Annotated in this window: 13 protein-coding genes; 6 read left to right on the top strand and 7 right to left on the bottom strand. The window is 65.1% G+C overall.

Annotated elements, in window-relative coordinates:
- Positions 1-188 precede the first annotated feature (188 nt).
- From ABZ677_RS06210 to cobC, 4 genes are all read right to left on the bottom strand, one after another.
- A complete protein-coding gene (locus ABZ677_RS06210) occupies positions 189-1307 on the bottom strand; it encodes a bifunctional RNase H/acid phosphatase (protein WP_358367472.1) in 1119 nt (372 codons plus the stop codon).
- Positions 1304-2041 (bottom strand): C4-type zinc ribbon domain-containing protein, encoded by a 738-nt coding sequence (locus tag ABZ677_RS06205; protein WP_032394446.1) that lies wholly within the window; start codon positions 2039-2041, stop codon positions 1304-1306. The genes ABZ677_RS06210 and ABZ677_RS06205 overlap by 4 nt, the downstream gene beginning before the upstream one ends.
- Before the next feature lie 124 nt (positions 2042-2165).
- On the bottom strand, positions 2166-3287 hold the full coding sequence (locus tag ABZ677_RS06200) for a Nif3-like dinuclear metal center hexameric protein (protein WP_358367469.1): 1122 nt from the start codon (positions 3285-3287) through the stop codon (positions 2166-2168).
- A 14-nt stretch (positions 3288-3301) separates the two neighbouring features.
- On the bottom strand, positions 3302-4339 hold the full coding sequence (gene cobC / locus ABZ677_RS06195; protein WP_358367466.1) for an Rv2231c family pyridoxal phosphate-dependent protein CobC: 1038 nt from the start codon (positions 4337-4339) through the stop codon (positions 3302-3304).
- A gap of 55 nt (positions 4340-4394) precedes the next feature.
- Between cobC and ABZ677_RS06190 the strand changes: the two genes are divergently transcribed.
- The 3 genes from ABZ677_RS06190 to ABZ677_RS06180 are packed head-to-tail and all read left to right on the top strand — an operon-like array spanning position 4395 to position 6493.
- Positions 4395-5087, top strand: coding sequence for an HAD-IA family hydrolase (locus tag ABZ677_RS06190; protein ID WP_037192952.1), 693 nt, complete (start codon positions 4395-4397; stop codon positions 5085-5087).
- A complete protein-coding gene (locus ABZ677_RS06185) occupies positions 5084-5557 on the top strand; it encodes a low molecular weight protein-tyrosine-phosphatase (protein ID WP_358367463.1) in 474 nt (157 codons plus the stop codon). The genes ABZ677_RS06190 and ABZ677_RS06185 overlap by 4 nt, the downstream gene beginning before the upstream one ends.
- An 18-nt stretch (positions 5558-5575) precedes the next feature.
- Positions 5576-6493, top strand: a complete 918-nt coding sequence (locus ABZ677_RS06180) for an SURF1 family protein (protein WP_358367460.1) — start codon at positions 5576-5578, stop codon at positions 6491-6493.
- Here ABZ677_RS06180 and ABZ677_RS06175 read toward each other — a convergent pair.
- Positions 6434-7402: a cobalamin biosynthesis protein gene (locus ABZ677_RS06175; RefSeq protein WP_358367457.1), complete on the bottom strand. Its 969-nt coding sequence runs from the start codon at positions 7400-7402 to the stop codon at positions 6434-6436. The two genes, ABZ677_RS06180 and ABZ677_RS06175, sit on opposite strands and share 60 nt — an antisense overlap.
- A 364-nt stretch (positions 7403-7766) precedes the next feature.
- On the bottom strand, positions 7767-8663 hold the full coding sequence (locus ABZ677_RS06170; protein WP_094635488.1) for a LysR family transcriptional regulator: 897 nt from the start codon (positions 8661-8663) through the stop codon (positions 7767-7769).
- Between the two features lie 112 nt (positions 8664-8775).
- Here ABZ677_RS06170 and ABZ677_RS06165 point away from each other — a divergent pair, with 112 nt between their 5' ends.
- Both ABZ677_RS06165 and ABZ677_RS06160 read left to right on the top strand, forming a co-directional pair.
- Positions 8776-10269 (top strand): CoA-acylating methylmalonate-semialdehyde dehydrogenase, encoded by a 1494-nt coding sequence (locus ABZ677_RS06165; RefSeq protein ID WP_358367454.1) that lies wholly within the window; start codon positions 8776-8778, stop codon positions 10267-10269.
- 29 nt (positions 10270-10298) lie between these two features.
- On the top strand, positions 10299-11465 hold the full coding sequence (locus ABZ677_RS06160) for an iron-containing alcohol dehydrogenase (protein ID WP_358367451.1): 1167 nt from the start codon (positions 10299-10301) through the stop codon (positions 11463-11465).
- Positions 11466-11471: 6 nt separating this feature from the next.
- On the opposite strand, the gene ABZ677_RS06155 is transcribed toward ABZ677_RS06160, so the two are convergent.
- Positions 11472-12872 (bottom strand): amino acid permease, encoded by a 1401-nt coding sequence (locus ABZ677_RS06155; protein ID WP_052047845.1) that lies wholly within the window; start codon positions 12870-12872, stop codon positions 11472-11474.
- 104 nt (positions 12873-12976) lie between these two features.
- Here ABZ677_RS06155 and ABZ677_RS06150 point away from each other — a divergent pair, with 104 nt between their 5' ends.
- The gene (locus ABZ677_RS06150) at positions 12977-13918 is read left to right on the top strand and encodes an NAD(P)-binding protein (RefSeq protein ID WP_358367447.1); all 942 of its coding nucleotides are present in this window, start codon (positions 12977-12979) and stop codon (positions 13916-13918) included.
- The last annotated feature ends 273 nt before the right edge of the window (positions 13919-14191 follow it).

The following is a 14191-nucleotide window of genomic DNA, read 5'->3' as shown; positions in this document are numbered from 1 at the left end:
AATACCAAACTGCCAGCCAGTCGTGGAGGTGGACACGACGACCTGTCCGGCCCTCGGCTGACAAAGTCGACCGCTCGGCTTGCGCCGCACAGCAGCGCACTAGGTCGCGTAGTTAAATCAGGGTTTCGACTCAGCTCCACAGGTCCACTTGCTCCTGCACCTTCGCCACATCGCGCCTGCCGCGAGAATCAGGCCAGTCGAGTCAGGTGCGAGGTGTCGTTCACCAATCGCACCGAAGCCCCGCCGTCGGGGTAGAACTCCGCGATGCTCAGCGACGCGAGGTCGAGGTGCAGTCGATACAGCAGCGACGGGCCGACGTCGAGTGCAAGTTGCAGCAGCATCTTGATCGGGGTGACATGGGTGACCACCAGGAGCGTTTTGCCGGCGTACTCGGTGAGCAACTGGTCGCGGGTCGCTTCGATGCGCACGCGCACCGCGTCGAAGCTCTCCCCGTTCGGCGGTGCGACGGAGGTGTCGCCACGCCACGCCTTGTGGCCCTCGGGGTGACGTTCCATGGCCTCGGTGAACGTCAGTCCTTCCCAGTCACCGAAGTCGGTCTCGATGAGACCGTCGACTGTGGTGACGGGCAATCCCAAGCGGTCGGCTGTCGCCGAGGCGGTCTGTTGCGCGCGCGCCAGTGGCGAGGCCACGATGGCATCGATATCTGTTCGTGAGCCGAGAACCGTTGCGGCAGAATCGGCTTGACGTCGACCCAATTCGGTGAGATCCGGATTGCCGCGACCGGAGTACCGACGGTCGACCGACATGGGGGTCTGGCCGTGACGCAGCAACAGCAGGCGAGTCGGCTCCCCCATCGCACCGGTCCAGCCAGGCGACTCGACCTTCTTCGCTACCGGCTCGGCATCGGGCAGTTCCGTTAGGTCCACGCCCTCGGCCGCGGCGTCCATCGCCTCGTTCGCCAGTGCGTCGGCGTGCGAGTTCTGCGCGCGCGGAATCCACTCGTAGGTGACGGAATCGAATTCGCGAGCAAGTTGGGCCGCTTGTCGCTGAAGCGGAATCATGTCCGGATGCTTCACTTTCCAGCGCCCGGACATCTGTTCGACGACGAGTTTCGAGTCCATGCGGACTGCAACCTCACGGGCCCCGACGTCACGGGCCGCGCTCAGCGCAGCGATCAGTCCGTTGTACTCGGCGACGTTGTTCGTGGCCACGCCGAGCGATGCCCGACGCTCGGCGAGAACCTGCGAGCGATCGGCACTGAACACCACTGCGCCGTACCCGGCCGGGCCTGGGTTACCACGCGATCCTCCGTCGGCCTCGGCGACGACTCTCGATTCCTGACTCAAATTCCGGATTCCTTGGTGCGCACCAGGATTGCATTGCACTCGGAGCAACGAATGAGAGCATCCGCCGGCTTGTTGGCGATGCTTGCGATCTCGTTGCGATCGAGTTCGATACGACACGCTCCACAACGGCGAGCCTGCAGCAGTGCCGCACCTCGGCCGGTGAGTGCTCGCTGCTTCTCGTAGAGCGCCAGCAGGTCCGCGGGCAATCCCGAGGCCAACGATTCGCGGCGCTCGGCGCTGCGCTTCTCGGCGACATCGAGGTCTGCGACGGCGTCGTCACGGCGGCGACCGGCGTCGACGAGCTCGTCCTCGATCTGCGTCAGCTGCGCGCCGGCGTGCTCGTAGTCCCGCTCACTGGCCTCGCGCTGCTCCATGACCTCGAGCAGTTCCTCCTCGAGGATGCCCTGGCGACGTTCGAGGCTGCCGAGTTCGTGCTGCAGTTCGGTCATCTGCTTGGGGGCGATTGTGCCGCTCTCGAGCATCTTCTTGTCGCGAGCCTCGCGTTGCCGGACCGCATCGACCTCGCCTTCGAGTTTGCGGATGTCCCGGTCGAGATCGTCCATCGAGATCTGCACCGTCACCGCGGCATCCTTGCGGGTGGTGCGCTCGGTCTCGAGCTTGTCCACCTCCTGCTGCTCGGGGAGGCTCTTGCGGCGGTGGGCGATCTGCGAGAGTTCGGTATCCACACCGGCCAATTCGAGCAGCGAGGCCTGGACTTTGGGATCGACGTTCACGCTTGATGACTCCTGCGACTATGGAAGTTGGTTCCGATCACCCTACCGGCTGCTCGAAAGCAAGAAAGCCGGATAGAGGCCATCAGGGTCGTTTCTGCAGGCTCCACTCCTGCCCGACCGCAAGTCAGATGGTCCACGGGTCGGTACGGACCTCGGTCACGCGGCTGCTCCAGCCGTCCGTATCGCCGAACGCGGCGTCGACGATGCCTCGTGCCTGTTCACACCACGGGAACTCCGACGCCCAGTGCGCGGTGTCGATCACCGCAGGCCCACCCGCCCGCAGATGCTCGTCGACCGGGTGGTGGCGCAGATCCGAGGTGACGTACACATCGGCATCGGTACTCGCCACCGCGGAAAGGAACGAGTCACCCGCTCCCCCGCACATCGCAACCACCGAGACCGTGGCCTCGGGGTTTCCGGCGGCGCGCACTCCCCACGTCGTGGTGGGCAACGCCTCGCGAACGACGTCGGTGAATTCGGCGAGGGTCATCGGATTCGGCAGTCGACCGATGCGACCCAGGCCGGTGCACGACGGTAGAGCCGCGGATTCGAAGACGTCGAACGCGGGCTCCTCGTACGGGTGTGCCCGACGCATTGCCGAAAGCACCTCAGCACGTAGTCCTTTCGGAGCAACGACTTCGATGCGATCCTCCGCCTCGGTGTGCACCTCTCCGCCAACACCGAGGGTCGGGTGTGCGTTCGGACCCGGACGGAACTGGCCGAGACCCGCGCTCTGCCAGCTGGCTTCGCTGTAATCGCCGATCTGTCCGGCTCCGGCGTCGAACATGGCCTGTCGCACTGCGGCGGAGTCGGAGGTCGGCACGAAGACCACCCACTTGTCATGTGCGGGAGCAGGAATGGGATCGAGCGGTCTGGTGTCGATCACGCCGAGGGCGGACGCGAGCGCGTCGGAGACACCGGGATCGGCGGAGTCGGCGTTGGTGTGGGCGGTGAACAGCGCGCAGTCGGCCTTGATCAGGCGATGGATCACCGAGCCCTTCGCGGTGTCGGCCGCGACGGTGTCGACGCCTTTGAGCAGTAAGGGATGGTGGGCGACGATGAGATCGGCACCCCGAGCGATGGCGTCGTCGACCACGGCGTCGGTGACGTCGACGGTGTACACGACCTGCTGCACAACAGCTTCGGGATCTCCGCACACCAGGCCCACCGAGTCCCAGCTCTCCGCCAGACGGGGTGGGTACGCGTCGTCGAGTACCTCGATGACGTCCGCCAGTGTCACTGCCATGGTCGATGCTCTCCTCACAGAACGGTGTTCAACGCGTCCACCAGTATGTCGACCTGCTGCGAGTCCCGTACCGCGACGCGCAGGTGGTGACGGTCGAGCCCCGGGAACGTGTCTGCGCGCCGCACCGCGATACCCATCGTGCGCAGGCGTTCTCGAACCGAATCGGCTCCGTCGACGCGCAGTAGCAGGAACGGCGCGCGGGCGGGTCCGGTGACGTCGAGTCCCAGAGCCTCGAGTCGCGGGATCATCGCGGTTCGTTCGCGGTGGATTCGCTCGGACTCGGCGCGTGCCCGATCGACGGCGAACGGTTCGGTGCAGGCGCGGATCGCTTCGAGCTGCAGACTCCCAAGCGGCCAGTGCGCGCGGCCGTACTGCAGCCGTGCCAGGACGTCGGGGTGGCCAAGCGCATACCCGCATCGCAATCCCGCCAGCGCCCACGTCTTCGTCAGGCTCCGCAGGACCAGCACGTCGGGAAGGCTCTGTGAGGCGACCGATTCCCCCGACCCGAGAACGGCGTCGGCGAAGGCCTCGTCGATCACCAGCGTGCGTCCGGTTCCGCGCAGACTCAGTACCGCCTCACGGGGATGCAAGACCGACGTGGGGTTGGTCGGGTTGCCGAGGATCACCATGTCGGCGGCATCGAGCACGAGCGTCGGATCGAGCTCGAAGGGCGGCGGCAGGATCACTCGGTGCACCGGAATGCCCGCCTGCTCCAGCACCCAGTCGGGCTCGGTGAACGACGGGTGGATCGTCGCCACGAGCTGGGGCTCGAGCCGCGGCAGCATCGAGAACCCCTCGGCCCCGCCGCTGAGCAGCAGCACCTCGTCCGGTGAGCGTCCGTGGTGTTCGGCCACCTGTTCTCGTGCGGCCTTGTCGGCGGCCTTGCTCGGGTACGAACCCAACGAACTCAGTGCCGCGGCCAGCCGATCGCGAAGCCATGCCGGCGGTCCGTCACCGCGCACGTTGACGGCGAAGTCGACGAAGCCGGAATCGACCTCGACGTCGCCGTGGTGACGGAGTAGCGCATCGGGATCGGCAGCTGTGTCGGACATCGCGACGAGCGTAGCCGCGCCGTCACCGAGCGGCCCGCACCGATAGGCTCGGACCATGTCTGTCGATGCTCCCGCGTCCGTTGTCCTGTTCGATCTCGATGGGACGTTGACCGATTCCGCACCGGGAATTCATGCCGGTTTTCGTCATGCTCTGGCGTCGGTGGAGGCTCCCGAACCGACCGAGGAACAGCTGTCGATGGTCGTCGGACCACCTCTGATCGACACGTTGCGCGGGCTCGGCCTGGACGAGGATGCAGCGCAGCGCGCACTGGCGGCGTACTTCCAACGCTACGACGAGCGCGGCTGGGCCGAGAACACCGCGTTCGACGGCATCGAGACGGTGTTGACGCGATTGCAGGAACGCGGCGTGCGCCTCGGCGTAGCGACGTCGAAGTCGGAGCGATTCGCCGTTCGGATTCTGGACCACTTCGGTCTGTCGCGGTACTTCGAGTTCATCGGCGGTGCCAGCAACGACGGCACCCGACGGGCGAAGTCCGATGTGATCGCGCATTCGCTGACCAACCTCGGCATCGATCCGGTGGAGTCCGCGGACGGCGGCACAGCCGGGGTGATCATGATCGGTGATCGTGATCACGACGTGCACGGTGCCGCTCGATTCGGCATTCCCACGGTGTACGTGGAGTGGGGCTACGGCGTCGACGGCGAGAGCGACGACGCCGCGTTCACCGCGTCGAGCATGGACGAACTGGCCACCGTTTTGGAGCAGAACACGGCGGCCGTGCAGTGAACGAGCCACTGCATGTGACCTTCGTGTGCACCGGCAACATCTGCCGATCACCGATGGCCGAGAAGGTCTTCGCAGGGCATCTACGCGAGGCCGGTCTGGGTGAGGCGGTGCGTGTCTCGAGCGCCGGGACCGGCGGTTGGCATGTGGGCGACGGCGCAGATCCACGAACCGTCGCCGAGCTCGATGCCCACGGCTACGACAGCGAGCACGAGGCGGCGCAGGTCGGGCCGGATCACCTGGCGGCAGATCTGATCGTCGCGCTCGATACCGGTCATGCGCGCGCCCTGCTGCAGCTCGGCGCTCCGGCAGATCGTGTCGCCCTGCTGCGGTCGTTCGATCCCGATGCCGACGACTCGTCGGTGGCCGATCCGTACTACTCGTCCGATTCGGCGTTCACCGAGGTGCGCGAGCAGATCGAAAGTGCCGTTCCCGGCATGCTGGACTGGGCACGGTCTCGACTCTCTCACTGACCCGGCTACCGTGGTGGAGTGCGAAAGTTAGCGTTCTTGCTGCGACCCAAATGGTTGGTGCTGGCTGCGGTGGTGCTGGCCTTCGCGTTCCTGTGTTTCAGCGTGCTCGCTCCGTGGCAGTTGGGGAAGAACACCTCGACGTCCGAGCGCAACGATCTGATCACCCGCTCCGTCGACGCGGATCCGGTGCCGATCTCCGATGTTCTCACCGCAAACGGATTTCCGGCCGAGGACGAGTGGCGTCGGGTCATCGCGCCCGGGTCCTATGTCGCCGATTCCGACGTACTGGTGCGGCTACGCAGCATCCGTGATCAGCCCGCCTACGAGGTCATCACCCCGTTCGTGATCGACGGCGGGCCCACCGTGCTCGTCAATCGCGGGTACGTGTTGCCGGTGGAGGGAACCAGAGCGCCGGAGTTCGAGGCGGCACCCGCCGGTGAAGTGACGCTGAACGCACGGGTACGCCAAGCCGAAGGCACCTCGCGCGAGCCCGTCGAGGACGACGGTCGGCTGCAGGTCTACAACATCAATCCGGAACAGATCGGCGCAGCGGTGGGAGTCGACGCCATCAACGGATACCTACAGCTCGACGACGCTCAGCCGGGCGGTCTGGGCCTGATCGAACTGCCGCAGACCGACGCAGGTCCCTATCTGTCCTACGGTCTGCAGTGGCTGGCGTTCGGCATCATGGCACCGCTGGGCCTGGCGTATTTCGCCCGGGCGGAAATACGGGAACGCCGCAATTCACGTGCCGAACTCGCGGACGCGATGTCCGGCGAGCCGGACACCGAGCCCGAGGACGAGGCCGGTCCCGACGAGGAAGAAGAATTCACGCTGCCCACCCGCCGCGAGAAGCGAGCACGGGCGCGCGCGGCGTCACGCGAGACGACGCCGTCGGATCCTCGCCTGGCCGATCGCTACGGCAAGAATCGCTGACGCGACCGCAGACAGTTCCTGCACTCGGCTCGACAGTGCGACCGATCGACGAAGATCGCGTGCTGTCGGCGCGTGGCCGTCACCGAGTGTCGGCCTGATCTCGACGCCGTGTCGATACTGCGTCCTGCCGCCGAGCTGCAGCCCCAGAGCCCCGGCAGCCGACGCCTCGGCAACACCTGCGTTGGGGCTGGGGTGCTGCGCGGCGTCGCGTCGCCACATCTTCAGGGCTCGGGCGGGCGAACCCTGCACCGAGGGCGCTGCGACAATCGTCGCCACGCCGGTGACGCGAGCCGGTAGCAGGTTCAGAACGTCGTCGATTCGTGCTGCGGCCCAACCGAAACGCAGATACTTCGGAGACCGGTACCCGACCATCGCGTCGAGCGTGTTGCTCGCTCGGTAGGCCAGAATTCCCGGCACCCCGGCCAGTGCTCCCCACACCAGCACCCCGACCGTCGCGTCGGAGGTGTTCTCCGCGATGGACTCCAGTGCGGCGCGCGCGAGGCCGTCGGAGTCGAGTGGTTCCGGATCCCGACCGCACAGTGACGGCAGCAGTGCGCGTGCGCTCCCGAGGTCGTCGTTGTCGAGGTGGTCCGCCATCTGCCGACCCACCTTCGACAGGGACGTGCCTCCCAGGGCGGCCCAGGTGGTGGCCGCGACCAGAGCGACCTCGGCAGGTGCACCCACCCGACCGGCCACCCGACTCGACCGGACGCCGAGTGCGGTCACCGAGCCGATCAGCGCGACTGCGTGGACGACGCCCAGCGCTCGACTGTCGCGGTAGAGGCTGTGTTCGACGCGCAGCGCCATGGTGCCGAATCCTGCCACCGGGTGCCAGCGTTGTGGGTCTGCGAACACTCGATCGAGGCCGTAGCCGACCAGTAAGCCGATCGCTCGGGGGTGTGTCCACATCCCACGAATCTTGCCAACTGCGCACCCGGCGCAGGAATTCGGTATGCCGGACTCAGCGCTGGCGGTACGCGCCCGCCAACTGGCGACCACGAAAATTCATGTCGCTTCCGTCGTTGAGCAGTGCGATTGCCATACCGACGAAGCCGACCGTTGCCATTACGAACAGTGTCATGATTCCCCCAGAATCTCGAGTGGATCCGCGTCCGCGGATGTGTCTGTAACAGATTGTTACCCCTATCTTCACCGTTTCCCACTGCTTTGAGGTCGGCGTCACGTGTGTCCGTGATCACGAGACGCGCGTCTCATCGGAACGTCCAAATGTCAACGGCCACCGACACTCTCGGACTGTGCACTTCTCTCGTCGTTACTGCGGCACAGGAAAGAGATGCTGCTCGTCGGTCACGACCGACCGGAGGAATTCGTCGACGGCCTTCACCCGAGCCAGACCGGTCAGCTCGCGCGGCACCACCGTCCAGTACGTCCGCTCGACCGAGACGACGCCGGGCAACACCGACGCGAGGGCCTCGTCCGGGTCACCGATGTAGCTGGGCAAGGGCGCGATTCCCACCCCGGATCTCGCCGCGATCCACTGCCCGGTGATGTTGTTGGTCTGAATCTGCGCACGGCCCTCCGGCAGGATCGAATCCAGGATTCGCAGCGGCGCCACGTCGAGCAGCGCGTCGACGTACGAGATCAGTGTGTGTTCTCGCAGATCGTCGACAGTCCGGATCGGCGACATCGCGGCGAGATACTCGGCGGCGGCGTAGAGCTCGAGGGAGTACGTCGCCAACCTGCGAGTGACGACGAATCGCGGCGACGGCCGCTCCAACGTGATTGCGATATCGAATTCCCTGGTGGCCAACGAGTTGTGCTCGGTGGCGGTGACCAGTTCGATGTCGAGATCCGGATGCTTGTCTCGCAGTACGCCGAGCTTCGGTGTCAGGACGAACGCTCCGAAACCGTCCGGGGCCGCGATGCGCACGGTCCCTCGCAGGGAGCCGGTGTCGGAGGTCTGATCCTCGAAGGCGGCGATGAGCGTCGATTCGACGGTCTCTGCGTATCCGACGAGGCGTCGACCCGCCTCGGTGAGTCGCCAACCCGACGGCGTTCTGTCGAACAGACGCTGCCCGGCCGATTTCTCGAGCGCCGTGATGCGCCGACCGACGGTGGTGTGGTCCACACCGAGAGTGTGCGAGGCGTCGGTCAGACGCCCCGTCCTCGACACTTCGAGGAAATAGCGGAGGTGGTCTGCGTTGAACACCCAAGGAGACTATCGCCAGTGTGCATTTCTGCACAGCGATCTGCGGTTTTGGCCTTTGACATGTGCATCCGTACAAGTGAGACTCGAGACACACCGATGGAAGGATCGAACGTTGACCGACGTCATTGCGCACTGGCTCGATGGAAAGACTTATTCCGGTAGCTCCGACCGGACCGCCCCCGTCACGAACCCCGCTACCGGCGAGGTCACCGGCACCCTCACCCTGGCCGATCCCGGCGACGCCCGCGCGGTCATCGACGCGGCCGCAGCCGCATTCCCGGCGTGGCGCGATACCTCCCTTGCCAAGCGGACCTCTGTCCTGTTCTCGTTCCGAGAGCTGTTGAACGCGCGGAAGAACGAGCTCGCCGAGATCATCGCCGCCGAGCATGGGAAGGTCCTCTCCGATGCACTCGGCGAGATCTCCCGCGGCCAGGAAGTCGTCGAATTCGCCTGCGGCATGGCGCATCTGCTCAAGGGTGGGTACACCGAGAACGCGTCCACCGGCGTGGACGTCTACTCCATCCGTCAACCGCTCGGACCGGTAGCGATCATCTCCCCCTTCAACTTTCCGGCCATGGTCCCGATGTGGTTCTTTCCCATCGCCATCGCGGCCGGCAACACCGTGGTACTCAAGCCCTCGGAGAAGGACCCGAGCGCCAGCATTTGGCTCGCCCGGCTCTGGGCCGAGGCAGGTCTGCCCGACGGCGTCTTCAACGTCCTCCAAGGCGACAAGGTGGCCGTCGACGAGCTCCTCGAGAACAAGAAGATCAAATCGGTCTCCTTTGTCGGCTCCACCCCCATCGCCCAGTACGTCTACTCCACCGGCACCGCCAACGGAAAGCGCGTCCAGGCTCTCGGCGGGGCCAAGAACCACGCCGTCGTGCTCCCCGATGCAGATCTCGACCTCGCCGCCGACGCCATGGTCAATGCCGGCTTCGGCTCCGCAGGCGAACGATGCATGGCCATCTCCGCACTCGTCGCAGTCGGGAACATCGCCGACGAACTCGTCGCGAAGATAGCCGAGCGCACCACTCCGCTGGTCACCGGTGACGGAACCCGCGGGGCAGACATGGGACCGCTCGTCACCAAGGCCCACCGTGACAAGGTCGCCTCGTACGTCGATGCAGGCGAAGCAGACGGGGCCACCCTCGTCGTCGACGGACGTACCGTCCAGCCCGACGGCGGCACCGACGGATTCTGGCTCGGGCCCACCCTCATCGACAACGTGACGCCCGACATGAGCGTCTACACCGACGAAATCTTCGGACCGGTCCTCTCGGTCGTCCGCGTCGAGACCTACGACGACGCCCTTCGACTGATCAACGAGAACCCGTACGGCAACGGCACCGCCATCTTCACCAACGATGGTGGGGCGGCCCGACGCTTCCAGAACGAGGTCGAGGTCGGCATGGTCGGTATCAACGTGCCGATCCCGGTTCCCATGGCGTACTACAGCTTCGGCGGGTGGAAGAACTCCCTCTTCGGCGACAGCCACGCCCACGGCACCGAGGGCGTCCACTTCTTCACCCGCGGCAAAGCCGTCACCAGTCGCTGGCTCGACCCCAGCCACGGCGGCATCAACCTCGGCTTCCCCGAAAACAGCTGAGTTCCGAAGACACCGCGAAGGAGCACACCATGGTTGCCAATATTTCGTTTCCTCGGTTTCTCAAGCTGGGCGGCGGTGCCGTCGAGGAGCTGGGGACCGTTCTGACCGACCTCGACGTGTCACGGCCGTTGCTCGTCACCGATGCGTTCATGGCCGGCAACGGCTCGGCGGATCGTTTGGTGAAGATCATGACCGAGGCCGGTAAGACGCCTGCATTGTTCTCGGGCACCGTTCCTGATCCGACGACCGATTCGTTGGTCGCCGGTCTCGAAGCGGTGCAGCAGCATTCGGCCGATTCGATCATCGGGTTCGGCGGTGGCAGTCCGATGGACACGGCCAAGGCGTTGGCCATTCTCGCGGTGCAGGGCGGCACGATGCGGGACTTCAAGGCTCCCGTGCTGTCGACCGGCCCGGCCCTACCGATCATCGCCATCCCCACCACGGCCGGAAGTGGTTCGGAGGCAACTCAGTTCACCATCATCACCGACGTCGCCTCGGACGAGAAGATGTTGTGCCCCGGGCTGTCGTTTCTCCCGATCGCATCGATCATCGACTTCGAGCTGACCATGTCGATGCCGGCGCGTCTGACGGCCGATACCGGTGTCGATGCACTGACCCACGCCATCGAGGCGTACGTCAGCAAGAAGGCCAACCCCATCTCCGACGGTCTGGCGCTCAGTGCGATTCGCACGATCGGGACGTCGTTGCTGCGGGCGTATCGCGACGGCGACGACCGGCAGGCGCGCGAGGCGATGATGCATGCCTCGACGCAGGCAGGAATGGCGTTCTCCAATGCGAGCGTCTGTCTGGTCCACGGCATGAGTCGACCGATCGGCGCGCACTTCCATGTTGCACACGGGCTGTCCAACGCGATGCTGTTGCCTGCCGTCACGGCATTCTCGATCGACGGGGCACCGGCACGTTACGCCGACTGCGCACGCGCACTGGGCGCGGCGTCGGAAAGCGATTCGGATCAGGTTGCCGGTGGCAAACTGCAGGATGCGATCGTCACACTGTGTCGTGAGGTGGAGGTTCCGACTCCGGAGACCTTCGGTATCGACAAGGCCAAGTGGGACGAGCTGCTGCCACTCATGGCCGAGCAGGCACTCGCGTCGGGCAGCCCGGGAAACAATCCGGTCGTGCCGACCGCCGAACAGATCGTCGATCTGTACCGGCAGGTGTACGCGGGGGTCTAGTTGCACTCACTCCGATGCGCGGGCGGCGACAGTGTCGCGCCGCGTATTTCGGCGTTGCACCAGGATTCCGCCGATCACGGTCACTGCGGCGAGGACGGCCGAGAGCAGAATCGACGACCGCTGCTCCGGCCGCACCACCATCATCACCAGGACGAACACGATGAACCCGATGGCCAGGTAGGTGAGCCACGGGTACAGCCACATCCGAACGGCAGGGCGTTCGTCGTCGCGGTCGAGTTGACGCCGCAGCACCAGCTGGCTGCTGGCGATGGCGAGGTAGACGAAGAGCGCGACGGCCCCGGTGGTCGCCAGCAGGTAGGTGAAGAGTTTCTCGGGCAGGATGTAGTTTCCGATGACGGCGAGGAACCCGAGCACCATCGAGGCGATCACCGCGACCCACGGCACCCCGTTCGTGGTGATCTTCTTGACCGCCCGGGGTGCGTCACCTCGATCGCCGAGCGAATACAGCATGCGCGACGCGGTGTAGAGCGCAGAGTTCAGGCACGACGCGACGGCAGTCAGGATGACGATGTCCATGATGGTCTCGGCGTGCGGGATTCCCATCTTGGACAGTACGAATTGGTACGAGCCCGTATTGGGGTCCAGTTCGTTCCAGGGCACCAGCGCGACGATGACGAAGATGGAACCGAAGTAGAAGATCGAGATTCGCCAGATGACCGAGTTGGTGGCGCGGGTGATTCCCTTTGCCGGGTCCTTGGATTCGGCAGCGGCGATGGTGACGATTTCCGAGCCCATGAACGAGAACATCGTCGTCAGCATGGCCGCGATCACCGCGCCGAACCCGAGGGGCATGAAGCCGCCCGAGGCCCAGAGTTGGTCCACACCACTGACTTCCGAATCGGGTAGCCACCCCAGGATGGCGGCGATGCCGAGGCCGATGAACGCGATGATCGCCACGACCTTCACCAGGGCGAACCAGAACTCGAATTCGCCGTAGTTGCCGACGCTGATCAGGTTGGTCGCGGTGAGGGCGATGACGATGAGCAGTGCCCACATCCACTGGGCTCCGCCGAGCCAGTTGGTGAGAATGGAAGCAGCCGCGGTGGCTTCGACCGGGATCACCAACACCCAGAACCACCAGTAGAGCCATCCGACCGAGAATCCGGCCCAATGCCCGAGCGCGCGTGTGGCATACGTGGAGAACGAGCCGGTATCGGGATTGGCCGTTGCCATCTCCCCCAGCATGCGCATCACCAAGATCACGAGTGTTCCCGCGAACAGGTACGCCAGCAGCACTGCCGGGCCTGCCGTGGCGATGGCGTTGGCCGAACCCACGAACAATCCCGCGCCGATGACTCCAGCTATCGAAATCATCGTCACGTGCCGTGGTTTCAGGCTGGTACCGAGTCCGTTCTCGCCGGTGTCCGGCTTCTCCGTAATGGCCATCCCTGTAGTCGAACACAATGTGAACGCGGACGCAGCGGGTGACCGATATGTCCAGACAGCCGGTGGTACAGAGATATTGGCGCAAATCCGGGCATACTGGACCGATGAACTCCGAAGCGGGCAGGATCACCGATCCGGTCACCATCGTCGGTGCGGGCATAGCCGGTGCGGCCTGCGCGCGGGTTCTTCGCGACGCAGACGTGCCGTTCCGCATCGTCGACCGAGGCCGAGCTCCGGGTGGGCGGATGTCATCGCCGGAGTTGCACGGCCGTCGCGTCGACCTGGGTGCCGGCTACTTCACCGTCCGAGATCAGGAATTCTCGACGGTGGTCGCCGAGTGGGAGTCGGGTGGATTGGCGCGCCAGTGGGCCAACACGTTCGGCATCCTCAAGCCCGAGACTGCACCGTGCACAACGACCGGACCGGTTCGCTGGGCGACCCCGAACGGTCTGCGATCGCTGGTACGAAACATGCTCGACGGCTTCGACATCGAAGATTCGACCGAGTTGACCGCATTGCCCGACGGCCATGTCGTGGTCGCCATGCCGGATCCTCAGGCGATGCGACTGACCACAATTCCCGATGCGGTCGACTACGTACCCGTCATCGCGGTGGCGTGTGGGTTCGACGTGCTCGACATTCCCTTCCGGGACGCAGCGTTCGTCAACGATCATCCCGATATCGATTTTGTCGTCGACGACGGTGCACGCCGCGGAGACGGGGCTCCGGTTCTGGTGGTGCACACCACGTCGGAACGGGCGCAGCAGCATCTCGACGAACCCGACGGTGCAATCGCCCCAGTTGTCGACGCCCTTCGCGAATTGTCCGTCGCATCCACGCAACCCACATGGACCCACGCTCATCGGTGGACCTTCGCCAAGCCCGCAGCGCAGCACGATTCCAACTTCGCGCTTCGCGAGCAGGACGGACGCTTCGTCGGTTCGGCGGGCGATCAGTGGTGCGAGTCCGGAGTGCCCCGAGTGGAGAGCGCCTGGCGTTCGGGCACGGATGTGGCGCGTGCGCTGATCGACGCGCTCCGGCACTGAACCTCGCGGCGCGACTGCTCCACTCCCTTGTGCGCTCTGGTTCCCTCGTGGCGGTAGCGCAATCGGCGTGAACCGTTGCCGTGTTCATGCCCGCTGATGCCACCGAAAACAGTGCGCGCGAACATCTCTCAACCGGATCGCCGGCAGCTACGTCGACCGTAGGATAGTTACTTTAATTCTTGTTCACTATTTCGAAGTATGTACACATTTAACCGGTTAAAGTGTGACGACACGTGCAGATCTCGCCCCCTCGTCGCCGTCGCACACAGAATC

It is taken from the genome of Rhodococcus sp. NPDC006774, assembly GCF_040636045.1.
Lineage (GTDB): Bacteria > Actinomycetota > Actinomycetes > Mycobacteriales > Mycobacteriaceae > Rhodococcoides.
This window is presented reverse-complemented; position numbering and strand designations above follow the sequence as displayed.